Annotated in this window: 24 protein-coding genes; 17 read left to right on the forward strand and 7 right to left on the reverse strand. The window is 39.0% G+C overall.

Translation table 11 applies throughout. From position 1 onward, the window contains the following. The first annotated feature begins 36 nt into the window (after positions 1-36). The 9 genes from rpmI to V4596_11635 all read left to right on the forward strand — a co-directional run bounded on the left by rpmI (position 37) and on the right by V4596_11635 (position 7731). Positions 37-228, forward strand: coding sequence for a 50S ribosomal protein L35 (rpmI, locus tag V4596_11595; protein MES2769778.1), 192 nt, complete (start codon positions 37-39; stop codon positions 226-228). Between the two features lie 55 nt (positions 229-283). Further along, positions 284-631, forward strand: coding sequence for a 50S ribosomal protein L20 (gene rplT, locus V4596_11600; protein ID MES2769779.1), 348 nt, complete (start codon positions 284-286; stop codon positions 629-631). 108 nt (positions 632-739) lie between these two features. Next, complete coding sequence (gene fni, locus V4596_11605) at positions 740-1822, forward strand: type 2 isopentenyl-diphosphate Delta-isomerase (protein ID MES2769780.1); 1083 nt, start codon at positions 740-742, stop codon at positions 1820-1822. Beyond that, the gene (locus V4596_11610) at positions 1822-3165 is read left to right on the forward strand and encodes a hydroxymethylglutaryl-CoA reductase, degradative (GenBank protein ID MES2769781.1); all 1344 of its coding nucleotides are present in this window, start codon (positions 1822-1824) and stop codon (positions 3163-3165) included. Before fni ends, V4596_11610 begins: the two co-directional genes overlap by 1 nt. Further along, entirely contained in the window at positions 3162-4145 is a 984-nt protein-coding gene (locus V4596_11615; GenBank protein MES2769782.1) for a hypothetical protein, read from the forward strand. Before V4596_11610 ends, V4596_11615 begins: the two co-directional genes overlap by 4 nt. 103 nt (positions 4146-4248) lie before the next feature. Next, positions 4249-5388, forward strand: a complete 1140-nt coding sequence (locus V4596_11620; protein MES2769783.1) for a matrixin family metalloprotease — start codon at positions 4249-4251, stop codon at positions 5386-5388. 41 nt (positions 5389-5429) lie between these two features. After that, on the forward strand, positions 5430-6377 hold the full coding sequence (locus V4596_11625) for a diphosphomevalonate decarboxylase (protein ID MES2769784.1): 948 nt from the start codon (positions 5430-5432) through the stop codon (positions 6375-6377). 119 nt (positions 6378-6496) lie between these two features. Next, positions 6497-6853 carry a hypothetical protein gene (locus V4596_11630; GenBank protein MES2769785.1) on the forward strand — a complete coding sequence of 119 codons (357 nt, stop codon included), beginning with the start codon at positions 6497-6499 and terminating at the stop codon, positions 6851-6853. A 2-nt stretch (positions 6854-6855) separates the two neighbouring features. Then, the gene (locus tag V4596_11635; protein ID MES2769786.1) at positions 6856-7731 is read left to right on the forward strand and encodes a hypothetical protein; all 876 of its coding nucleotides are present in this window, start codon (positions 6856-6858) and stop codon (positions 7729-7731) included. A 24-nt stretch (positions 7732-7755) separates the two neighbouring features. Here V4596_11635 and V4596_11640 read toward each other — a convergent pair whose 3' ends face one another. The 3 genes from V4596_11640 to V4596_11650 all read right to left on the reverse strand — a co-directional run bounded on the left by V4596_11640 (position 7756) and on the right by V4596_11650 (position 10956). Next, positions 7756-8502: an RNA methyltransferase gene (locus V4596_11640; protein ID MES2769787.1), complete on the reverse strand. Its 747-nt coding sequence runs from the start codon at positions 8500-8502 to the stop codon at positions 7756-7758. 34 nt (positions 8503-8536) lie between these two features. Continuing rightward, positions 8537-9844: an aminopeptidase P family protein gene (locus V4596_11645; protein MES2769788.1), complete on the reverse strand. Its 1308-nt coding sequence runs from the start codon at positions 9842-9844 to the stop codon at positions 8537-8539. Between the two features lie 128 nt (positions 9845-9972). Beyond that, on the reverse strand, positions 9973-10956 hold the full coding sequence (locus tag V4596_11650; protein MES2769789.1) for an acyltransferase domain-containing protein: 984 nt from the start codon (positions 10954-10956) through the stop codon (positions 9973-9975). A 460-nt stretch (positions 10957-11416) separates the two neighbouring features. On the opposite strand from V4596_11650, the gene V4596_11655 reads away from it, so the two are divergent. The 5 genes from V4596_11655 to V4596_11675 all read left to right on the forward strand — a co-directional run bounded on the left by V4596_11655 (position 11417) and on the right by V4596_11675 (position 17313). Further along, entirely contained in the window at positions 11417-12652 is a 1236-nt protein-coding gene (locus tag V4596_11655) for a hypothetical protein (protein MES2769790.1), read from the forward strand. A 231-nt stretch (positions 12653-12883) separates the two neighbouring features. Then, a complete protein-coding gene (gene pheS / locus V4596_11660; GenBank protein MES2769791.1) occupies positions 12884-13909 on the forward strand; it encodes a phenylalanine--tRNA ligase subunit alpha in 1026 nt (341 codons plus the stop codon). A gap of 70 nt (positions 13910-13979) precedes the next feature. Continuing rightward, positions 13980-16415 carry a phenylalanine--tRNA ligase subunit beta gene (pheT, locus tag V4596_11665; GenBank protein MES2769792.1) on the forward strand — a complete coding sequence of 812 codons (2436 nt, stop codon included), beginning with the start codon at positions 13980-13982 and terminating at the stop codon, positions 16413-16415. A gap of 78 nt (positions 16416-16493) precedes the next feature. After that, positions 16494-16829, forward strand: a complete 336-nt coding sequence (locus tag V4596_11670; GenBank protein MES2769793.1) for an integration host factor subunit alpha — start codon at positions 16494-16496, stop codon at positions 16827-16829. A 19-nt stretch (positions 16830-16848) separates the two neighbouring features. Continuing rightward, complete coding sequence (locus V4596_11675; GenBank protein MES2769794.1) at positions 16849-17313, forward strand: MerR family transcriptional regulator; 465 nt, start codon at positions 16849-16851, stop codon at positions 17311-17313. 72 nt (positions 17314-17385) lie between these two features. Here the strand turns inward: V4596_11675 and V4596_11680 are convergent, their stop codons facing one another. Together V4596_11680 and V4596_11685 are read right to left on the reverse strand one after the other, a co-directional pair. Beyond that, complete coding sequence (locus V4596_11680) at positions 17386-17691, reverse strand: DUF3011 domain-containing protein (GenBank protein ID MES2769795.1); 306 nt, start codon at positions 17689-17691, stop codon at positions 17386-17388. A 119-nt stretch (positions 17692-17810) separates the two neighbouring features. Beyond that, the gene (locus tag V4596_11685) at positions 17811-18239 is read right to left on the reverse strand and encodes an HIT family protein (GenBank protein MES2769796.1); all 429 of its coding nucleotides are present in this window, start codon (positions 18237-18239) and stop codon (positions 17811-17813) included. 166 nt (positions 18240-18405) lie between these two features. Between V4596_11685 and V4596_11690 the strand changes: the two genes are divergently transcribed. Genes V4596_11690 through V4596_11700 form a run of 3 tightly spaced genes read left to right on the forward strand, consistent with a single transcriptional unit; the run spans position 18406 to position 21047 of the window. After that, positions 18406-18939 carry a TIGR03546 family protein gene (locus V4596_11690; GenBank protein MES2769797.1) on the forward strand — a complete coding sequence of 178 codons (534 nt, stop codon included), beginning with the start codon at positions 18406-18408 and terminating at the stop codon, positions 18937-18939. Beyond that, complete coding sequence (locus V4596_11695; GenBank protein ID MES2769798.1) at positions 18936-20834, forward strand: TIGR03545 family protein; 1899 nt, start codon at positions 18936-18938, stop codon at positions 20832-20834. The genes V4596_11690 and V4596_11695 overlap by 4 nt, the downstream gene beginning before the upstream one ends. Positions 20835-20843: 9 nt before the next feature. Then, entirely contained in the window at positions 20844-21047 is a 204-nt protein-coding gene (locus V4596_11700) for a hypothetical protein (protein MES2769799.1), read from the forward strand. 29 nt (positions 21048-21076) lie between these two features. On the opposite strand, the gene kdsA is transcribed toward V4596_11700, so the two are convergent. Beyond that, positions 21077-21928 (reverse strand): 3-deoxy-8-phosphooctulonate synthase, encoded by an 852-nt coding sequence (kdsA, locus tag V4596_11705; GenBank protein MES2769800.1) that lies wholly within the window; start codon positions 21926-21928, stop codon positions 21077-21079. Further along, a complete protein-coding gene (locus V4596_11710; protein ID MES2769801.1) occupies positions 21928-22476 on the reverse strand; it encodes an HAD family hydrolase in 549 nt (182 codons plus the stop codon). The genes kdsA and V4596_11710 overlap by 1 nt, the downstream gene beginning before the upstream one ends. Between the last annotated feature and the right edge of the window lie 296 nt (positions 22477-22772).

Raw genomic sequence — 22772 nt, forward strand, 5'->3', positions numbered from 1 at the left:
CAATTCGAATTCTCGCCTGTAAGGTTAGGAGATCAAATGAAGAACAAGACCAATTCTGGAGCGAAAAAACGCTTCAAGAAGACACCGTCGGGCAAAGTGAAAAGAAAAAGCACTAAGCGTCGCCATCTTATGAACAGCAAATCACCAAAAGCAAAAAGGCAATTAGCAGCACCCGTTTACGTAAGTGATGCAAACATGCTTCAAGTAAAAAGATTGCTAGTATTTTAATTAATTTATTAGTGCTTCTACGAGAAGCACTGTAAGCCCACAGGAGATTTCAGTCATGAGAGTAAAAAGAGGCGTTAAAGCCAGAAGAAGAAGAAATAAAACGTTAAAAAGAGCAAAAGGTTATTATGCTGCCGGATCGCGCGCGTTTACAATCGCACGTGAAAGAAATGACAGAGCATTAGCTTATGCTTTCAGAGATAGAAAAACTAAAAAACGTGAGTTCAGAGCTCTATGGATCCAAAGGATCAATGCAGCTGTAAGACCTTTCGGTTTAAATTATTCAAAGTTCATCAACGGCGTTCAGAAGCTGAACTTGGGACTGGATAGAAAAGCTCTTTCAGAGCTAGCTATTTTAGATCCAGCAGGATTCAAAGCAGTTGTTGATATGGTTCAAAAAGCATAATCTTTGAACCAATGTTAAAGAAGGGCCACATCCAATTGGCCCTTTTTTATACCCTCGCCATGACGCAAAGCAAAGGTGAGCCGCACCTTTTCCAAAACTTTGCGTCAAATGACACAAATCTGGGATTTTATGGATGTTGTAGGTTTTGAGAAACGCAAAAGAGATCATATCGAGCTTTCGATGAAATCGGAAAATCAAGCTATTGGGTTTTCAGGATTTGATCGTGTGGAACTTGAACATGAAGCTCTTCCTGATCTCGATTTTTCAGAAATTACATTAGAAACAAGTATTTTAGGCAAAAAACTTAAAACTCCGCTTTATATCAATTCCATGACGGCTGGTCACAAGGATGCTATCGCTTTAAACGCGATGATGGCGGAAGTTTGCGAAGCTCGTGGTTGGATGATGGGCGTAGGTTCTCAAAGAAGACAGCTCGAAGACTCTACAAAAACTACGGAATGGAATGCCTTAAGAAAAAGAGCTCCAAATGCTTTAATTATTGGAAACATCGGGATAGCGCAGGCAATTAAAGCAAAACCAGAAGATATTCAAAAACTTGTAGAATCTATCAATGCTCAGGCATTATTTATTCATTTGAATGCACTTCAAGAGTGTATGCAGCCGGAAGGAACTCCTGAATTCAAAGGGGGTTTGAAAGCCATCAAAAAATTAACTTTAAAAATTAAAGTACCAGTCATTATTAAAGAAACTGGTTGTGGTTTTTCTGTTAAAACCTTGAAAAACTTAAAAAATACAGGAATACATGCAGTTGATATAAGCGGCCTCGGTGGAACCCATTGGGGACGTATTGAAGGCGCTAGAGCTGAGAGAAATTCCACTCAATCCAATGCCGCAAAGACTTTTGAAAATTGGGGAATTGGTACTATCCAATCTATGCTTAATGCTTTAGAGATATCAGGAGAGATATCAGGAGAGTTATCTAAGACAAAAACTTTTCAGACGTGGGCATCCGGCGGTGTAAGAACAGGTCTAGATGCTGCTAAACTTTTAGCGATGGGAGCAGAGGCTGTGGGCTTTGCAAAACCCGCGATGGAAGAGGCTCTCAAGGGCAGAGCCGCGCTGAACGACTGGATGGCAAGGATCGAATATGAACTCAAGACGGCGATGTTTTGTACGGGATCGGCCAACATTAAAAAATTAAAGAAAGCCAATTGGACGTTGAGAGAATAATGGACATCAGAAAAGAGCAATCTACATCTACCGATAAGGTTTCGAAAATCACAGAAAATCCCTTAGATGGGTTTTCTAAGTTATCTCGTGAAGAGCGGTATCAACGCCTTTTAGATCTAGGCTACATCGGTCCGGTGGAGTTTGATTTCTTGATGAATGAAATGCCGATGGACCCAAGTTTGTCAGATCATTTTATTGAAAACTCTATCGGCAATTACAAAATGCCAATCGGTGTAGCTGTACACTTTAATATCAATGGCGAAGACAAAATTATCCCAATGGCTGTTGAAGAAACATCTATCATAGCTGCTGCCAGTAAAACTGCGAAATGGGTAAAATCTAACGGTGAAATTACAGCGCGTGCTTTGGGCCAAGATATCATCGGGCAAATTCAAATCGCTAGATCTCAAAATCCTACAAAAGCCGTGGAGAGAGTACTCGCGCAAAAACAAAAATTAATCAGTGATGCAAACGTGATCGCCGAAGGAATGGTAAAGCGTGGTGGTGGAGTTAAAGACATCACGGCGAGAATCATTCCTCGTTCTTTAGAGATCGCTGGTGATAATGACTCTATGGTTGTTTTTCATGTGATGATGGATCCTTGCGATGCGATGGGTGCAAATGTAATCAATCAGGTTTGTGAAGCATTGAAGCCAAAGATCGAAGAGCTCACTCAAGACGTTGTGACCATGTGTATTCTCTCAAACCTTGTAGATACAAAACTTACGGAAGCAAAAGTTGTGATCCGTAATATCGATCCTGAAATAGGAAAAGGTATCGAGGAAGCATCATTATTTGCACAACTGGATCCTTATAGAGCAGCCACGAACAACAAAGGTGTGATGAACGGTATTGATGCTGTGTTGATCGCAACGGGCAATGACTGGAGAGCGGTGGAAGCTGGAGTTCACTCTTATGCTGCACAATCTGGAAGATATAAATCTATTACTCAATGGAAAATGATTGGAAAAGATTTGGTTGGAACATTAACAGCTCCAATTGTTGTGGGGACGGTAGGTGGTGTAACACAACTTCATCCCACAGCAAAAATGGCTCTTAAGATTTTGAAAATTCAAGACGCTCAAGAATTGAGTAATGTCGCAGCCTCTGTGGGCCTAGTTCAAAACCTTGGGGCGTTGAAAGCGCTTTCCGGAATTGGTATTGTGCAAGGTCATATGAGGCTTCATGCTGGGAATCTGGCACTTCAAGCTGGCGCAAATCAAAAAGAGCTTCCGCAAGTGCAAGTGATCTTGCAAAAACTCTTAGACTCCCAAAAGAAAATTACAGTTCAAGATGCAAAAGATATCTTAGAGAAACTCAGAAAAGGTCTTTTGTACTCATGAAATCATTTGATTTGAGTGTCCCGAGTAAAACTTTTTTTACCGGGGAGTACTTGGCACTCCTTGATGGACCAGCTATTCTTCTTAATACAAAACCTCGATTCCAAAATAAATTTGAACTGAATATTGAAAAAGAATTTTATACCAATCCTATAGAAGACGAAGAACACCCATTGCATAAATATTGGATGGAGAACGAAGATTTTCTTTTGGATTTTGATTATGATTTCATTGACCCGTATCAGGGTAAGGGTGGCTTTGGAGCTTCCAGTGCGCAGTGGGCAGCCTTCTATGCCTTTGTGAATCAGTATCACCCATCTATGAGTTATTTTTTTGATAAAACAAAAAATGAAAATGATTTCACCAAGAATATTGATTTTGATTTCGTCAGCACCTTCTTGAAAAAATATAGATCCATTTCAAATGCCCAGACGAAGAGCAAGTTTCCACCAAGCGGATACGATGTGCTTTCGCAGTGGGTTGGGAAAGTGGCTTATATTGATATCCAAAACAAAGTGATCAAAAGATTTGATTGGCCTTTCGATGGACTTTCATTTGTCTTGATCAAGAGCCAAGAAAAAATCGCTACTCATGAACACTTGAAAGATTTAAACCAAATTCCTGAAAAAGGATTGAGATCTTGCGTTGCTAAAACACTAAAAGCTTTTGAAACAAAAAGTCAGGCTTTGTTGATAGAAGGAATCCAAGAAAACTACGAAGTTTTAAAAAGCGCTGACCTCGTGGCACCACAAGCGCTAAAGACTTTAGAAAAAATCTCAAAACACGAATTTGTTTTGGCAGCGAAAGGTTGCGGAGCACTTGGAGCCGATGTGTTTTGTGCTTTGGTGAAATCAGAAAACTTGCCTCAGTTTCTAAGCTATGGGGCAAGTGAAAACATGAGGCTGGTCGCAGCCGAAGACGACCTGTCTCACGGTATTGAAGTGAAGACGGACTTTGATTCCAGCCACGCCACTTTGCACTGACTGGCCTAAAATGTCAGACTGTATAAAATCTAATAATTATAAACTTTTAAGTCTATTTAATTAGATTTAAAGCTGGTATGAGATTTGTATAATTAGGAGTTCTATGAAATACATCTCTCTTCTCATCATCGCGGTACTTGGGTTTACCAACGTTCATTGTTCGAAGAGTAAATCCAGTAAAACTAAAAGATATTATACAAACGGGGATCCTTTAACGCTGGTTGAAGGTACCACGATGAGTACGGGTTCAATTACAGAGTCCAACTACCAAGAGTTTGACGGCTATTACTTAAGCGATGCAGTGGAGTTCACGCAAAAGTCTGAGGTGCAAACTATGGAAGAGAGGCTTGCTGGGCAAGCGGGTTCTGAGGATCAAGAAGAAACTGCCTTCACATCTTTACCGGAATCTTTAAAGTTTACTTTTAAGGTTAAAGATATTGGTGGTGTTAAAAAATATATCTATTCCTCAGACCAATTGAACATATCGTTTATTTCTAAAGATGGGCACCTGATTGCTGAATCAGGGACATCGGAAGCCACGGATATACTAGATCTAAAAATTCAGCATATCAGTGTTAAAAAAGATAGAAGTGCTTTTTCACTTATGGTTTTCGTCCCAAAAGATGTAAAGGGAAATAAAAATTTAGTGGCGTTGACCTTCACCAAACCCTTTGATCGTGTAGAGCAAAAAGCCACAGGCGACTTTGACTTCCTCTCTGCTAAAAATGTTAAAATTCGTTGGCCAAGAAATCAGAATATCACGTTGAATGTTTGTAATTCAAAACTCAAGAGTTCAGTTCATAGATTTGAAAGCTCTATGAATCTATGGTCTAAGCATATCAACTCAACTTCTTTTGATGTTAAATATTTGGATAATCCTCCTCCATTTTCGGATTTAAATACTCACTGTATTTACTTGGTGGACAATTACTTTACAACAGGCAGCGAAGATTATGCGAATATGGCTTCCACATACACTCGCGCAAGAAATAATTTTTTAGATTCTGATATTTTTATTTTTGAAAAAGAACTTCGTAAGGTAAGATCTAGCGTGGTCGAATGGTATGGAGTTTATGAAATATTTAGAGTTATGACCCACGAGATTGGACATTTCCTAGGCATGGGTCATCCCACAAATCTCCTCAATCCGAGTCAAAAAACTATAATGTCATATGCTAAGGATAATACTGAAATTAGACTTTACCCCAGAGATATAGAGTCAATTCAAGAGCTTTATAAGTAGTTTTTATTGATATCCGGGCTTGTTAACGATATATCCAAACTATGAGTTGGCAAGCTTCAGCACCATCAAATATTGCGTTGATCAAATACATGGGAAAGCTAGATTTTTCTAGGAATATTCCTTCCAATGCGTCTTTGAGTTATACGCTTGAAGATCTTAAAACTTTTGTAGAAATTGAACAGGTTGATGGACCTGAGGACCTGTGGAAACCACTAGTGCAAACGGGTTGTCTTTCGCCAATTTTTTCTATTAAGGGGCAACAAAGATTTTTAAATTACTTTAAAAAATTAAAAGACCTCTATAATGTAAAAGAAAATTTCTTGATCAAATCTGCAAACAATTTTCCTTCGGATAGCGGAATGGCAAGTTCGGCTTCAAGTTTTGCAGCGTTGAGTATTGCCGCCGATATGGCGTTCTCAAGTTTGGGTTATAGAAATCACAGCGATCAAACTCTTTACCAATTGAGTCGCGAGGGTTCCGGATCATCTTGTCGTAGTTTTTTTAAACCTTGGGCAATATGGAAAAATACGGAAGTTTTTATTCCGAAAATTAAAATTCAAAAACTATTACATGATGTGGTCTTAGTGGATACTAAGATCAAAGAAGTTTCATCGGGCGATGCTCATAAAAGAATCGAAACAAGTCCTAACAATGTCGGCAGGAAAGAGCGTGCAGAGAAAAGATTGGATGATCTTTTAATAGCTTTCAATACGGACAACTGGAAAGGTGCTTTCAATATTGTTTGGGATGAATTTATGGATATGCATGAACTATTTGAATCTGCGGAGCCACTGTTCTGTTACCGCACTGAAAAAAGCTACGCAGCTATGCAAGCCGCACGTGAATTTTGGAAAGAAAATAACGATGGACCCTTAGTCACCATGGATGCAGGCCCGAATCTTCATTTATTGTGGAGAGAAGATCAGGTTCTGCTCAGGGAGCGTCTTAAAGCCATCATGAATGATAAGGGCTTTGCATATCTGGATTAGCTGAAGGCGCAGTGCCCAGAAGTATTGGTGATTATCTCCTTGATAAGATCTGCTTATTGCAATAACAAATTATTAAGACAAATTATCAAATATAAACATAGCCTTAAAGGTGGGGAATTATGAAAACAGTAATAGCATTATTAGTTATTTTAGGGACAACTCAAGCTTGGTCTTGTGAAGAAATTAAAGGTAAATACAATTGCGGTGGAAACAAAATTTCATTCTATTACGAAACCAGAGCAGATGGCGTAAAGCTTCTTACGGGAAGTGGAGAAACTATGATTATGGATGGTCAGCCTCATGATCTGGGTATGGGAATGATTTATCAAGTTCATTGCACTCCTAAGGTTTTACAAATTGATATGGATAATAATGGAATAATCGCAATTCAAAAATTCATGTATAGAGACGCCAGAACTCTAGATGCTGAAATCACTCTAGATGGTGCAACTCGTGTGTTGGTTTGTAGAAAATAGAAATGAATTTAAAAATTTTTGGGAAATGCATCATTGCCGGTGAGCATGCGGTGATCCGAGGATCGCCCGCTATTGTTTTACCGGTCAAAGAAAAATTCCTTGAAATTTCCTATAACAATACTCCTGAAGAATTTAAAGTAGAGTTCGAAGGTCTTATGAAAGAAGATCTTTCCTTGGTGTTCTTTGGAGTTTTAGAAAAAGCCTTAAAAGTTATCAATAAAAAGCACAGTGATCTTCATGGTGAACTAAAGCTGGTGAATAGTGTTCCCGTCGGCGCCGGCCTAGGCGCTTCCGCAACTCTTTGTGTGGCGGTTGGAAGATTCTTGGAGCATTTGGGTTGGGTGAGCTCGGATCACCTCTATGAGTTCTGTAGGCAGCTTGAAAATCTCTTTCATGGTGAAAGTAGTGGAGTTGATATTGCCTCGACGATGATGGGAAGACCTATTGAATTTCAAAGGCCATCGCAAATTACGGAGATCAATATCAATTGGAAGCCCAAGCTTTATATTTCTTACTGTGGTCAGCGTGGAATGACATCGGAGTGTGTAAGACTTGTTAAGGATCAATGGCTAAGAAATGAAATCGAAGCCTCCAAAATTGATCAAGATATGAAGGAGAGTGTTCTTCTCGCAAAGAAATCTTTAATGAGTGGAGAGAAAGAAGGCTTTTTGGATTTAATAGAGTCTATCAATAAAGCACGCAGTTGCTATGAGCGGTGGGGACTGACGGCTGGTGCACTAGATATCCATATGAAAAAACTCACCGAAGAAGGCGCCCTGGCTGTGAAGCCTACAGGTTCTGGTCGTGGCGGATATGTGATCAGTCTTTGGAGATCGGAACCGAACAGCTCTTTTGATCTTATTCCACTAAAATTTTAGTTAAGCAATTTTAGGTAGGAAATTTCAATTACCTTTTGGAATCATTTTTTTAGAGTAGTCATAGAGAGCAATGCTCGTTGCGGCCATAACATTTAAAGATTCAACATCAGCGTTAATAGGAATAGAGACGGCATTGTGTTTTAAGGTCTTAGGAAGTCCCAGGCCTTCTTCCCCAACGAGGAGGCTGACATCCTTTGGCCAATCAAATTTTTCTAAAGAGACTCCGTCGCCATCCAGCGAAACATATCTATCTATATGGTTATGGAGCTCTTGAATGGAAGGACCAATTTCAAATTGGGTTTTGAGTACCATTCCACTGGAAGCTTTTACTGCTTTCGGGTGGAAGGGGTGAGCCGATTCCTTCAGTAAAATGATTTTCTTCACACCAAAGGCAACCGCCGATCTTACGATGGCTCCCAAATTTGCAGGATCTTGCACGGGTAAGAAGAGCTCTACACCTTTTGGCGGTTTTGGTTCCCAGAGAGGAATTTTAGGAAGATCCATAACGATGAGAGGAGCTCTCGTTTCAAAAATATCTAGTTCTTCATAAAGCTCTGGAGTGAGCATAACAATTTTCTTTTTTAGGCTTGGTTCTAGATGGGGCATTTCAGAAACCACAAGAATCGATTTCACAAGTTCGTGATGGTAGTGTTCTTCAACAACTTTAGGCCCCATCATTAGAAAAAGTTTTTCTTTCTTCACGCCTGGAGTTTTAAGGATCTTTTGCAAGACCTTAAAATAAGAATTGGATTTACTTTCAATGATTTTCATTTTTTATTTTTTTCACTTAACTATTTTCACTTAACTATTTTTTTACAATAGATGTTAAATTTTGAGGAGTCGAGCCTACCAAGATATCATCTTCAATTCTTACGCCGCCCACAGATCGCCATTTTTCTACTTCGTTCCAGTTGATAGAATTTTGATGTTTAGATCTTAACTCTTGATTTTCGATCAACGCTTTGACGAAGTATAATCCGGGCTCTACGGTGATAAGGTAATTTTCTTGTAAAGCAAAATTCACTCTTAAGTTTACACCGTTGAATTTTTGAACAGGTTTGTTGGCAACGCCACCCACATCTCGAACTCTCAATCCTACCAAGTGACCTACGCCGTGAGGGAAGAATACAGAAATTGCTCCCGTCTCAAGGGCTTCGTCTGCGGAGCAATTAAAAATATTTAAATCCTTAAGTCCTTGAGCCATCACTCTACCGGCAGTATTGTGAACCTCGGACCACTCGGTTCCAGGCTGACACATTGAAATGCATTTTTCTTGAGCTTTTAAAACAATATCGTAGATCGCTTGTTGCTTCTCATTGAATTTTCCATTGGTAGGGTAACATCTTGTGATGTCTACGCAGTAATCTTCGATATCAGCACCCGCATCAATCAATACCAGTTCTCCTTTCTCGACGATTTTCTTTGTTGGAATCGCGTGAAGGATCGCGGCGTTTATGCCCGAACCAACAATGGAGTCATAGGGGAATTTATCAGCACCTGCTTTTAAAACTGCAGATTCATAGGTCAGTTGAATATCTCTTTCCGAAACTCCAGCTTGAATGTATTTTTCCAAAACTTGATAACCAGCAAGTGCGGCTTTAGCACATCTTTTTACCAATTCAATCTCTGCCGTATCTTTTACTCTACGAACTAGATTGAGGGTTTCTTTCAGGTCCAAAAATTTTTGGCCTTCAGCTTTTACGGGAAGAGAATATTGTTTTCCATTATTCTGGTTCTGTTCATCTTGTCCAAAAATAAAAACTTCTTTAAAATTACTTTTTTTAATCCAAGCTTCCAATTCAGAAATATTTTTTCCTCGAAGGTCGCCAGAAGCTCCTTCCCACAAAACTTCATCAGCCGTGATGGGTTGGATAAAATCTACGAAGCCTTCATTTTTTGAATAAGCAACGACACCCCAAGCTCTTCTTAATCCTGAAATCCAATAGTATTCCGGATGAGGTAAGAATGGATAACTCTGATCAAAGCCCCCGGGCTTAGTGGTAGGTTCCCCGCTGAAAAACAAAACCAAGGCATCGTTTGGTACTGTGTTTTGGAAGGATTTATTGAGTCGTTCACGTCTTTTCTGAATTGTATTTTGGTCGAAAATATACATGGCGCTAAATTAAGAGAGAATAGGGATAAACTCAAACATTTTAAGAAGTATGTGAAGATTAGAAAGGGTTTAAACGAATTTAAACCCTTTCTAGGGATCAATACATTATTTGCAGTCGTAATGATTAATTACACTGCCGGTGCGGGAATAAAGGTTGGAGCTCTTTCTTCAAATGCAGGTTTAGGAGTAACCGCAAGGTAATTCACCATTTCTACGGGATAATTGAGCGGCGTTCTCTCAGCAAAGAGAAGTAACGTGGGTACAGGTCCAATGTTGACCAATCTGGTTACTCCAAGCTCATTCACAGCATATTGAAGAGCTTCCATCCAGCGAACAGTGGAATTGAAGTTATCCACCATATCTTTTAAAAGCTGCTCTCTGGTTTCGATCAAGCCAATGAATGTGGAGGATACCATTTTGTATTTTAATTCTTCCATGGGTCTCACGGTGTGTGCATAGAGCTTGTAAGTTTCATCAGTGATAAAAGTCATAAGAGGTGAGTGCAGAGGTTTGTCGTAGATCGGGCTGATCTTGTAGCGTGCTTTTGGAGCTTCGTTGAGCCTCCATTGCTCTAGCTTTTCTATCGTTCCGGTCACCAGGAAATGTCTTGGAGTTTGGTGAACCGCAAAGTAAATTCCGGCATCGGTGATTTCTTGAATTCTTTCTTTAGAGATAGTGCCGTCGATGACGCGAATGTAGTAAGCACTGCAGCCTTCGATCTTAGAAGCTTTCAAATGATAATTCCAACTTGCAGCGATAATAACATCAAACTCCAAAGCACCGGCGCAGTAAGATCTTGCCACGTCACCAAGTGAGCAACCCATAAGGTAATCAGGCTTTTCGCCGCTGGCAGTGAACATATCAAATAAAGCGATATGAACTACGGTGACGGCAATGGCTTGTAGGGTGAATACTCTTTTGAAATCTTCATCAGAGCTTGAAATGTATTCAGTGAGATCAAACCCTGGAGCACATTTGTCTAAAACTTTTTGCGCTTGGGCAATGCGAGCCTTTACGGCGGGAAGTGAGAGCATTAAAGCTCTATCAGACATTTTATCTAAGCCATCAATACCAGAAAAAACATAAGCGGTTTTGTGCGCATGAGTATTCATTCATCCCTCCCCAGAGGTTTATTAGATGGAGGGTAATTTGAATTTTAGATTTCTAGCAAGTCGCAAATGGAGCTTGAAATTTAAAGAAGGACTTTATGTAAAAGTTCTAGCTCGAATCAAAACAAAATTTAGGCACTTAATGCTAATTTTACAGCCCCACAGAAAATTTAATGGGTGACATAAGAAGGATAACGCACGGTTTCTACGGCGCCACAAGTGCGCATTACACAAAAAATCCCGATCCACGAACTGACCATCTTTTCTGGGACGTCCCGCAAAACTTGCATTACAAAAACAAAAACGCCGATCATTCGACCGGCGTTTTATTAAATTTTCTTATCAACAAAGTGGTTTGGTTATCTGTTTAAATTTCTGAGGTCTGCGTAAGAATCTACTAGACCTCCTTCCAGTTGAATTTGATATTATTCTAAATCACCTTATAAAAGGGTAAAATATTGTAATGAAGTCAGTATTGACAGTATTATTGGGCACCATCCTTACTCTGACGAGCAGCTGTAATACTAAGCCAGTAGTAGATCATTCCTTTAGAAATCTTGCTAGCGATTCAAATTATTTTTCCCCTCGAAATATTCAATACTCACCCTACAAAAATATAAATACTATTGAATATGCAAAGCTAATCCCCGGTTTAAAAGAGTATATAGCAAGACGTCCTGAAAAGCTTCCTTTCATGGACCAAGATCAACGTTGGCAGTGGGCAAATCTTCATGCAATAAAAAATAAAAAGCATTTTTCTATATTGAATATCGTCAGCGACACTTCCGCCGCAACTCTTCTTAAAAGAGCAAAGGAAAAAGATCCAGTCATTTTAGAAAAATTCGGATACGTTCTTAGTAAAGATTGGTTCAAGCATAAAAAGGACCAAAAGCTTTTTGCCTATCAAATTTTTAACGAAAAACCCAAAAACAAACCAACTGTACTTATTTGGGCTAAAGAACATGGTGATGAATTGGGGACTGCAGAGTTTACAACTCAGCTGACCGAGTTCTTTTTATTTCATCTTCAAGGTTTAGGAAACCCCATCGTCAATAAAACAATTCAAGACCTTTTTTCTAAAATAACAATTGTTGTTGTGCCGGATATGACTCCAGACAAAAACTTTATAGGATTTAAAAACAAAATAACTACTGTTCAAGATTTTAACGGCTTTGGGATTCTTCTTCAACCCTTCGAGTATGATTCGAATGATCCTGAAAATTATATTGGAGCGCCAGAGGCCATCTACCTAAAGAAACTCATGTTGAGCCTGAGTAATGTTGTACTTGGAATAGATATTCATAGCCCTTTCGGAGTTAGTGTAATAGCTGCACCAGATAATTCAGTGGCTGAAAAAAATCGATATCTGATTGCCGAAGGAACGAATACAACAAAATGTTTAGCTCAACTTACAGATCACAAAAAACCACAAGCGTGTCAAACCGGCGTGTTTCAGGTCGCTCACCCAGGTATCAGCGCAGGGGTAGAGATTTCAGCCAGTTTTTTCTCAAGGACAAAGAAAGCTCCTTCTATATTACTCGAACTTGAAACAGGTATCCCTGACGATTATGTACATTCAGAAGAATGTTACTTTGGACACAAAGAAGGTACTTGTGAATATTATGTGAAGCCACACCTTCAAGAGCAACTGCCTTTTTTCATTCGAATAATGGAAATTATCAGTCAGTCTCCAAAATAAAGTATTTGATATTTAAGGGAATCTTTTGAAGCCAAACGCTGATTTAGATTCCGGCGATATGATGATAGCAGATTTCTTAACTCATAAGAGGTGGTTAACGCGGGGTTTCTGGGACGTCCAAGGTGATATGATCTACAGGAAGAAGTGAGGTTTTGTTTGATAACTTTAGAGTTTTATTGGATTATTTAAGATTCAAAATCTATCCAAATAGGACACTTAAGGAAAATCTAGATGAGCAGTCAAAATGAAATTCTCAAGATTCAAGAAGAGGCGCTGAAGGCTTTTGGTGCGGCTAAAGATTTAAAAGAACTTTATGAGCACAAGGTTCAGTATCTCGGAAAGACGGGAAGCTTTTCTAAAGTGATGCAAGGAATGAAGGATCTTCCGCCGGCAGAGAAGCCTATCTTTGGTGCAAAAGTAAATGAAGCTAAAAAACTTTTAGAAGAATCATATGAAAAGTTTTTTGCGGCTCTCACTAAAAAAGAAATTGCGGCAAAACTATCTTCAGAAAAAATTGATATCACTTTGCCGGGTCCGACAGTTCCAAGAGGAACTCAACATCCGATTTCTATGGTGATTGATGAGGTTTCAGGAATTTTAGCTAAAATCGGTTACAGCGTAAGACTGGGCCCACTCATTGAAACTGACTTTTACAATTTCGAAGCTTTGAACGTTCCTAAAGATCATCCGGCGAGAGATGAACAAGACACCTTCTATATCGATGACACTCACGTCTTGAGAACACAGACTAGTCCAATTCAAATTCGTACGATGCAAAATGAAAAGCCACCTTTAAGAATCATAGGACCGGGTTCGGTATTCAGATGCGACAGCGATATTTCGCATGCGCCAATGTTCCATCAGATTGAAGGTTTGTACATTGATAAAAAAGTTTCGATGTCGGAGCTTAAAGCAACTTTAACTTACTTCACTAGAGAGTTCTTTGGGGGCAATGATTTGAAAACAAGATTTAGACCAAGCTTCTTTCCATTCACAGAACCATCGGCAGAGTTTGATAGCTCTTGTCCATTTTGTGCAGCTAAAGGTTGCAGGATGTGTAAACAATCCGGTTGGATTGAGTTGGGTGGCTGCGGTTTAGTTCATCCCAATGTTTTGAAATCTGCAGGACTGGATCCGGATCAATGGCAGGGTTTTGCTTTTGGTTTTGGTATCGAGAGAATGGCCGTGATCAAGTATGGCGTAGAAGATATCCGATTACTCGCAGAAAATGATGTTAGGTTTTTAGAACAATTTTAATAATAGTGCTCTCTCCAGAGAGCACTGAAACAGAAGGAGTAGTGTTCACCCCAGTGAGCACTGTTACAGGATGAAAATTTCTTTAAAATGGTTAAACGATTACGTTGATGTGTCTGAATATTTCCAAAATCCAGATCAGCTTGCGGACATTTTAACTCACAAAGGGTTGGAAGTTGAGAGCGTAGAGAATAAATCAAAGAATTTCCAAAACGTAGTGATTGGTCATATTTTAGAGCGCGGACAACATCCCAATGCGGACAGATTAACTCTTTGCCAAGTGACGACGGGGCAAGGAAAAGTTCATCAGATTGTTTGTGGAGCTAAGAACCATAAAAAAGGTGACAACGTGGTGGTGGCCCTTCCAGGCGCGGTGCTGCCAGGAAACTTTGCGATCAAATTATCAAAAATCAGAGATATGGAATCTCAAGGTATGCTTTGCTCAGAAAAAGAATTGGGTCTTAGCACAGAGTCTGAAGGTATCGTGATTTTACCAATAGATGCTCCCATCGGAACACCATTTGCGGAGTACAAAGGCTTAGATGATATCGTTTTCGAATTGAAAGTGACGCCAAATAGAGCGGACTGCTTAAGCCATTATGGTTTAGCACGTGAAATTTCTTGCGTACTCAATAAGCCCCTTAAAACTAATTTCAACAATGATATTAAAACTATAGAGAAATCTTCTAAAGATAAAGTTTCTGTAGAGGTCCAAAACCCAGAAATGTGTCCAAGATTTACCGGAAGATACATTGAAGGTGTAAAAGTTGGACCAAGTCCTGATTGGCTGAAAAGACGTCTAGAGTCTATTGGAATGAACTCCATCAATAACGTTGTCGACGTAACAAATTATGTGATGATGGAATTGGGTCAGCCTCTTCATGCTTATGATTCTTCACTCATCGGTGGAAATGGAATTGTCGTTTCCAAAGCTAAAGAAAACGAAAAATTTAAAACTTTAAAAGAGCAGGATTTAAACCTCAAAGGTACCGAACTCATGATCCGTGATAAACAAAAACCTGTAGGACTTGCAGGCGTGATGGGTGGGATGAATTCTGGGATTCAAGATTCTACTGTCAACGTGTTTGTGGAAAGTGCTTACTTCACAGCAGAGACGGTGAGAAAGAGTTCAAGAACTCATGGTATTTCTTCTGAGTCATCTTATAGATTTTCTCGCGGAGTAGATCCCGCAATGACTTTGATTGCGATGAACAGATGTTGCCAATTGATTTTAGAAACGGCTGGTGGATCTGCCTATGGCGATCATCATGATACAAATCCAAATATTGTAGCTCTTAAGAGCATTCCGTTAAAAGTTTCAGATGTGACGGATCGTTTGGGTTTTGAACCAAAACCGGAAGAAGTAAAAAACTGGATGACAAGATTGGGAGCGCAAGTTCAGGAAATTTCTTATTCTGAATTCAATGTGATCCCGCCAAGTTTCCGTGGTGATATTTCCATTAAAGAAGATCTCATTGAGGAGTTTGGTCGTCTTCATGGCTACGAACATATTCCGGAAAGACTTCCGACCATGGGGCAAGCGCCGAGTCCGCATGCAGCTCAATATACCTTGGGAATTAAAATTAGATCTCTATTCCGAAATGAAGGTTTCAATGAAGGTTTCAACTACGCTTTTGTCGATGGAAAAAAGCACGCGAAGTTCCTTGGTGATATTGCAACCTTCAAAAATGTTGGATTCAATTTAAGATCAGAAGCGGTTCAAGTTAGAAATCCGCTTTCAGAAGAAATGAACGTGATGAGACAACAAATTTCTTACGGGCTATTTCTAAATACACTTCATAATCTTCGTCATGGTCAAAATCTCGGAAAAATTTTCGAGACGGGTTACAATTTTGAAAGGAACAATGATACCTACAATCAAATTTGGACAGCAGGTCTTGTCCAATGGGGGCAACCAGAAACTCTTTGGCAAAAAGGTCAAAAGAACGAACACCTATTCTTTGAAACAAAATCTCATATCGAAAATATTTTAAGAAATCTTTCTTTCAAATCTTGGCAGTGGGAAGTTTGTGATGAGCTCAATTTCTTACATCCAGGGCAGTCAGCAAAACTAAAAGTAGAAGGAAGAGTCATGGGCTACGTAGGGACTCTTCACCCGCAAATCGCTGACGAGGAAAAAATTAAAGTTCCGGTCGTGTTTGCTGAGATTAACTTAGACACTTTGATGATGGGACAACCTCGCGTTGCAAGAACAAAACACGTTTCTAAAAATCCTAGTGTGGAGCGCGATCTTGCGTTTGTAATGCCTGAAAATTTTGAATCTGGAAAAGTGTTAGCGGAAATTCAAAAGGCGGCTGGTAACGTTTTAAAGTCCGCGTGGGTCTTTGACGTATTCACGGGCGATCCATTGAAGGTAGGCGAGAAGAGTGTGGCCTTCCGTATGGTCTTCCAAGATAATGAGAAAACTCTTAAAGACGAAGATCTGAAGGCAGTAGATAAGAAAATTATTGACGCAATAAATCAAAAGTTCTCGATTTCTGTCAGATAAAAACTTGATTGTTTTCAATACCTTGATACGCTTTTGTTAGGGATTTTTTTAAATTCCCAAGGCTCACAAGGAGGCATCATGGGCGGGCAGAACGTTAGCTCTTCAACAATGACTAAGGCAGACATCGTTGAGAGAGTGTACCAAAAGTTAGGATTCTCTAAGAAAGAAGCATCTGAACTCGTTGAACTAGTTTTCAATTCTTTAAAAAATACCCTGCAAGAAGGCGAAAAAGTAAAAATCTCCGGATTTGGAAACTTCATCGTGCGCGACAAGAAAGAGCGCGTAGGCAGAAACCCGCAAACAGGCAGTCAAATCAAAATCAGCGCCAGACGTGTACTCACATTTAGACCGAGCCAAGTTCTTAAGGCTATATTAAATGGTGAAGACATTACTAATCTCAAGGATGACGATTAATATATAAAGGGGGTAACCCATGGATACAGAATTAGAAGTGACATTAGGAAATATCAACGAACCCTTAGATCAAGAGCATGCACTGTTCGTTGATGAAACTTTAAAAAAAGATTTAAGCGAAATTCCAGACAAGATGGCTTTCAAGATTGGCGAAGTGGCTGAGCTTCTCGACATCAAAACTTACGTGCTCAGATACTGGGAGACTGAGTTTGATGCTTTGAAACCAAAAAAATCAAATCACAATCAAAGAATGTACACAAGAAAAGACGTAGAAACTGCACTTTTTATCAAGAAACTTTTGTACAGAGACCGCTTTTCTATAGAAGGTGCGAGAAAAGCTTTAAGAAAAGTAAAAACAGAAGTGAAGATCGAAGTGAAAAAAGAAAAAGCAATTATGGATTCCAATGCTGTTTTCACGGAGACATTAACGGATGTGAAGGCTCTTTTAAGACAAATTCAAACGTTGAAAGCTCGCTTCGAATAACTGTTATTAGAAATTCAGAGCAATAAAAAAGGGCTTTTCACAAAGCCCTTTTTCTTTATCTAAATTTTAAAATTATCTTCTGCCGATAACTTCGATAGTTGCTCTGCAACCTTGGTCAACCCAAACACTTCTACGAGTTGTTCCCCAGTTTCTTCCTTGGCGACAAGCTGTCTTTGAATGTTGTTGAACAAGTCTTGCTCTTTCAATTCTTCTTACGTTGGGTGAGTAACATTCGTTGTAATTGAAACCGTTGCTTTCGCAAGTCACATAATCTCTTACAAGTCCGCCATGGTTTCCTGGTGGACGGTGCTGAGCTTCTGCTTGTGAAAGAGCAAATACTCCGAATACGAAAGCCAATGTAATTAATAATTTTTTCATTTTTTCCCCCTTAAGGTAAAATGGTTGCTGTTTGGTTCCGGCACAGATTTGACTAGTAAAAAAAAAGTTTCAACAAAAAAATATTTCAAAAAACTTCACAAAAAATTCTTTGATAGCTTTTAAAATAATTTTTTTAAAGTAGTGGTGACATTTTGAGCCTGATCTTGAGTGGTTTTATTTTTCTCGAAGCTCTCCATTAAGGTCCACGGAGGTTGGGGCCAGTTTGAATCTGATTTTTTACGAGGGAAGATGTGCCAGTGTTGGTGCGGTGTCATGTTGCCATAGTTAGAAATGTTCATTTTATCAGCAGAAAAAGCAGTGTTAATTTTTTGGGTCGCAGCATTAAGTTCTTTGTAAACTTCAATTTGAGTGCTTTCTTTTAAGTCAAAGAACTCTTTTACGTGATCTTTAAGGACTAAAACGCAATATCCAGGAAAAGTCTGATGATCGCCGACAATAAGAACAGAGTTCTTGAACTCATGCACAACAAAAGGGCTTTTGTCTTTTAAAAGATTTGGAATTTTCGAACAGTATACACAATCTTTCATAAGATAAAAGTATACTGAGCAGCTGGTAACAAGGCCAACGAAAATATAGAGTTTAAGACAATTAACACTGGCCGCGTTAGCGATAAAATAGTTTTATTTAGATTTTGTCTCTTCCAATTAGTCCAGCTGCTCAGTATACTTTCAAACATAACATGCGAGGTGCGCCATGGGTTTACTGCTGAAGCAGTTATTTCAATTTATTAAACTTTTGAACTCTGATACGGGGACAAATCAAATTGCGGCGGGAATTGCTGCTGGATTTATTCTAGGGATGACCCCGGCATTATCATTACAAACCTTTTTAGTGTTTTTGTGTATTTTCTTTTTTAGAATACAAATTGGTGCAGCATTCTTGGCAGCGTTCTTCTTTAAGTTTATCGCTTTTATACTTGATCCGGTATTTGACTCATTGGGATTCTGGTTGCTGAATCTTCCTGCGCTACAATCTCTTTTTACATCTCTATACAATATGCCGATCATTCCGTTTACAAGATTTAATAATACAATCGTAATGGGATCCGGAGTTCTTTCGATCTTACTCAGTCCCTTTGTGTACTTTGGAGCTTTGGTTTTTGTGAGACAATATAGAGTGCAAATTGTCGCTAAATACAAACAGACAAAATTTTGGAAAGCAATTCAAGCCACGGGATTGTACAAATGGTATTACAAATATGATGAATTTTATGGAGGTTCGTCATGAGCAATCAAGCACCAAAGAAAAAAGGTCCAATTAGAACAGAAGCCATTATTCCTGTTGGGGTTATTCTTTTAATTATTTTTGCTTACTTTAAATTCTTTTTTGATATGCATTTGAAGTCAGGTATTGAGTGGGGTGCAAGCTACGTGCACGGAGCCGAGGTGAACGTTGCAGATGTGGATACAAGTTTTTTAAAACTATTCTTTGAAATGCAAGGCCTTCAGGTAACAGATAAGGAACATCCAGAAAGAAATATTGTGTCCATTGGTAAAATCAGATTTGATTTGCTACCAGATGCAGTTTTGAGAATGAAAGGTGTTGTTGAAGAGGCAAGCATTCTAGATATCCAAGTTTTTTCTCCAAGAAAGAGCAAGGGATATGTTCGACCTCCAACTCCAGCAGGAGCGCCAGGAGCATCGATTGTTGATGATATCGAAGCAAGAGCGGAATCAAGATTAAAGCAGCAATATGAAAATAATGTCGTTATGGACATTGCCAATATTGCGGGTGGAACCGATGCAAAAGAACAGCTTAAAAGTATCCAAGCCCAGTTAAAATCAGAAGAAAAAATCAACGAAGCTAAAAAATTTGTAAAAGAAAAAGAAGAAGAGTGGAAAAAACGTATCGAAGAATTTCCTAAAAAAGACGAAGTTGACGCTTTGGTGAGAAGAGCCAAAAATCTTAAGTTTGATACCAAGAACCCTCTTCAGTTTGCCCAAAGCTTAAAAGATGCAGATGAAATCTATAAGCAGCTCGATGAAAAAGTTAAACTCGTTCAAAAGACGTCTGGAGATTTAAAGTCAGATATTTCTACGACCGAACAATCCATTAACGACATTGAAAAGTTTGTTCAAGAAGATGTGGAAGACTTAAAGAAAAGGTTTAAAGTCCCATCTTTTGATCCAAAAAGTTTTACTCAAGGATTATTTACTTCGATGTTGAACGAGAAAATCGCTTCTGCAGAAAAGTACGTTGCAGTTGCTCGTGAATATATGCCGAACAAAAAGAAAGAGTCTTCTCAGGACCTAGTTCCTCCGAAGAGAGGCAGTGGTCAGAATGTTCTATTCCCAATCACAAAAGGTTATCCATCATTCTGGCTTAAGAAAGCAGCGATCAGTTCTCAAGCGAATACGAGTGAATTTAGCGGAAATATCAAAGGTGAATTGACCAATGTGACAACGAGCCCGAGAGTTATTGGAAAGCCAGCAGTTCTTAAGTTTGATGGGGATTTTCCGAAGCAACAGATTTATGGATTGAATGGAAATATCACCGTGGACCATACCAGAGATATTCCTAAAGAATCATTCAACTTTAAGGTGGGCGCGTATCCATTAAAAGGTATGAAGATGATTGATAGTTCAGATCTTAAATTCAATCTCTTACGATCTACCCCGGCGGCAAGTTTTGGTGGTGTGATTGAAAATGAAAATATCAGTTTAGCTCTTCAGAACGTTTTCAAGAGAAACCAATTTGAAGTGGATGCTAAAAAGGAATTTGTAAAAAATATTTTCAATAGAGTGGTTGCAGGACTTCCTGAAATTGTACTCAACGCTTCGTTTGAAGGGTCATTTGCAAATTTTGATACGAGTCTTAATTCGAATCTAGGTTCTGAGCTTGCAGATGGGTTTAAGAAAGAAATCCAAGCTGAGATCGACAAGAAGAGAAAAGAAATTGAAAATTTTGTTCAAGACCGCATTAAGGGCGAGAGAGCTAAACTCACTCAGGAATTTGATAAAGTAAAAAACAAATTCAATGCCGAAATCGGTGGAAAAACAAAAGATCTTCAAGGTGAAATCGACAAAGCCAAAGGTGAAATCACTAAGCAAAAAAGTGCTGGTGGTGGAGAAGGTAGCGGCAATCCTTTAAAAGACGCACTAAAGAAGAAATTTAAATTCTAAGGAGTAAGTATGTCTTACGGTTCAGAAAAATCTTTCACTGGTAAAAATCAAAATAAGACTAACCCGAAGACACATAAAAAAGTTCTAACAATAGCCGCACTAATTTTAATCGTATCAGCTATTGCCTGGACTGTGCTTTATTCTAAAGCCAAGATGACAACGGATAAAGTTAACCCCGTAGATCTTCCTCCAATAGAAAATTCCGCTCCGTAGTTAGCATTTGTCTAATTCCGAATAGCTTATTAGTCTTGATGAGTTTGGTTGATCTTTTTGAGATTAGCTAGCATACCCTTCATGTTTTTTAGAGCGATCGAAGTGGGGCCGTCACAGAGGGCTTCGTCTGGGTTTGGATGGGTTTCGAAGAATAGCCCATCAATTCCCACGGCAACTGCGGCTCTGGCCAGTGCCCATGACATCTCTCTTCTGCCACCACTCGAGTCGCCTTGGGCGCCGGGGAGTTGGGTGGAGTGAGTGCAATCCATAATCACTGGAAAGCCTAGGTTTCTCATTTCTACTAAGCCTGTCATATCGTTGATGAGTCTATTGTAACCGAAGGTTGTGCCTCTTTCGCACAAGAGAACTTTGCTGTTACCAGCGTCGACCGCTTTTTTAGCTACACTCTTCATATCCCATGGAGCCAAGAACTGACCTTTCTTCATATGAAGAACTTTTCCAGTTTTAGCGGCAGCTATGATCAAATCGGTTTGTCGTGACAAGAATGCAGGGATTTGAATCACATCTGCAACTTCTGCGACGGCTTCCATTTGAATTGTTTCGTGAACATCCGTTAAGAATGGAACGTCTACTTTCTTTTTGATATCGTTTAAAATCTTTAAGCCTTCTTTCATGCCATGACCGCGAAACTTATCTCCACTTTGTCTGTTGGCCTTATCGAAAGAACATTTTAAGATCCATGGAATTTGAAGTTCTGTCGTGATTTTCTTTAATTCTTGCGCAACCTCTAGAACCATACCTTGATCTTCAACAATATCCGGTCCTGCAAAGAGAACAAAATTTTTGCCATCTCCCCAAGTGAATTTTTGGGAGCCAAACTTCATTTCGACTAAATTTTTAAGTGGTTTAAAATCGCTCATTATTTTTTCCTTTTTCGTGCAGTTTTCCGTATAGTTTTCTGTGGAGATGAGTTTTTTGCAGCTATTAATATATCACAAAGTTCTCTAACGGCACCTTTGCCGCCATCCTTTTTAGTGATGTACATGGCAACTTTCTTGGCTTCGGCCATTGCTGTCGGAACTGATGCCGCGAACCCCGCTCTTTTTAAAACAGGAACATCTGGCAAATCATCACCGATATAAGCGACTTCATTTGCTTTTAAGTTGGTTTTCTTTAAAAAATCTTCGAAAGAAGGGATCTTGTCTTCCATTCCTTCGTAGAGATAATGGATGTTCAGCTTTTCTTTACGTTCTCTAATATCTTGCGCGTTTGAGCCTGTAATCATGGCGACAATAAAGCCTTCTTTTACAAGTTCTCTGATCCCAAAACCATCATATATATTAAAATTTCGACGCCATTCGCCAGGAGAATGCCACCAAATAGTGCCATCGGTTAAAATGCCATCCACATCTACAATTAAGGCTTTGATAGACTTAAGATTTTTTAGGTTAAGGTTTGGTTTTTTCAATCTCTAAAACACTATCGTTTTAAAGCTTTAAAATCAAAAGGTTTGATAACAAATCTCTTTCAGAAATCCTAGAGATTCTTTAAATGGGCTGAAACCTTGGATCGTGTGTCTTTTAAAGAAAATCTGATGAAGTTAAAAATCCTTTTATTTTGAGACAGAATCTGTCTCGTCTCCAATCGATATTATTTAGATTTCGTCACAATTAAAATTATCTATATAAGAAAACCTCAATATTACTTAGTATTTTTGAATGTTTAGAAAACTTTAAAAACTTTGACGAAAATATTCACATCTAT

Source organism: Bdellovibrionota bacterium, assembly GCA_040386775.1.
In the GTDB taxonomy this organism is placed as follows: domain Bacteria; phylum Bdellovibrionota; class Bdellovibrionia; order Bdellovibrionales; family JAEYZS01; genus JAEYZS01.

Coding starts and splice junctions, on each gene's coding strand:
- rpmI (MES2769778.1), top strand. CDS start 37: ATGAAGAACAAGACCAATTCTGGAGCGAAAAAACGCTTCAAGAAGACA.
- rplT (MES2769779.1), top strand. CDS start 284: ATGAGAGTAAAAAGAGGCGTTAAAGCCAGAAGAAGAAGAAATAAAACG.
- fni (MES2769780.1), top strand. CDS start 740: ATGACACAAATCTGGGATTTTATGGATGTTGTAGGTTTTGAGAAACGC.
- V4596_11610 (MES2769781.1), top strand. CDS start 1,822: ATGGACATCAGAAAAGAGCAATCTACATCTACCGATAAGGTTTCGAAA.
- V4596_11615 (MES2769782.1), top strand. CDS start 3,162: ATGAAATCATTTGATTTGAGTGTCCCGAGTAAAACTTTTTTTACCGGG.
- V4596_11620 (MES2769783.1), top strand. CDS start 4,249: ATGAAATACATCTCTCTTCTCATCATCGCGGTACTTGGGTTTACCAAC.
- V4596_11625 (MES2769784.1), top strand. CDS start 5,430: ATGAGTTGGCAAGCTTCAGCACCATCAAATATTGCGTTGATCAAATAC.
- V4596_11630 (MES2769785.1), top strand. CDS start 6,497: ATGAAAACAGTAATAGCATTATTAGTTATTTTAGGGACAACTCAAGCT.
- V4596_11635 (MES2769786.1), top strand. CDS start 6,856: ATGAATTTAAAAATTTTTGGGAAATGCATCATTGCCGGTGAGCATGCG.
- V4596_11640 (MES2769787.1), bottom strand. CDS start 8,502: ATGAAAATCATTGAAAGTAAATCCAATTCTTATTTTAAGGTCTTGCAA.
- V4596_11645 (MES2769788.1), bottom strand. CDS start 9,844: ATGTATATTTTCGACCAAAATACAATTCAGAAAAGACGTGAACGACTC.
- V4596_11650 (MES2769789.1), bottom strand. CDS start 10,956: ATGAATACTCATGCGCACAAAACCGCTTATGTTTTTTCTGGTATTGAT.
- V4596_11655 (MES2769790.1), top strand. CDS start 11,417: ATGAAGTCAGTATTGACAGTATTATTGGGCACCATCCTTACTCTGACG.
- pheS (MES2769791.1), top strand. CDS start 12,884: ATGAGCAGTCAAAATGAAATTCTCAAGATTCAAGAAGAGGCGCTGAAG.
- pheT (MES2769792.1), top strand. CDS start 13,980: ATGAAAATTTCTTTAAAATGGTTAAACGATTACGTTGATGTGTCTGAA.
- V4596_11670 (MES2769793.1), top strand. CDS start 16,494: ATGGGCGGGCAGAACGTTAGCTCTTCAACAATGACTAAGGCAGACATC.
- V4596_11675 (MES2769794.1), top strand. CDS start 16,849: ATGGATACAGAATTAGAAGTGACATTAGGAAATATCAACGAACCCTTA.
- V4596_11680 (MES2769795.1), bottom strand. CDS start 17,691: ATGAAAAAATTATTAATTACATTGGCTTTCGTATTCGGAGTATTTGCT.
- V4596_11685 (MES2769796.1), bottom strand. CDS start 18,239: ATGAAAGATTGTGTATACTGTTCGAAAATTCCAAATCTTTTAAAAGAC.
- V4596_11690 (MES2769797.1), top strand. CDS start 18,406: ATGGGTTTACTGCTGAAGCAGTTATTTCAATTTATTAAACTTTTGAAC.
- V4596_11695 (MES2769798.1), top strand. CDS start 18,936: ATGAGCAATCAAGCACCAAAGAAAAAAGGTCCAATTAGAACAGAAGCC.
- V4596_11700 (MES2769799.1), top strand. CDS start 20,844: ATGTCTTACGGTTCAGAAAAATCTTTCACTGGTAAAAATCAAAATAAG.
- kdsA (MES2769800.1), bottom strand. CDS start 21,928: ATGAGCGATTTTAAACCACTTAAAAATTTAGTCGAAATGAAGTTTGGC.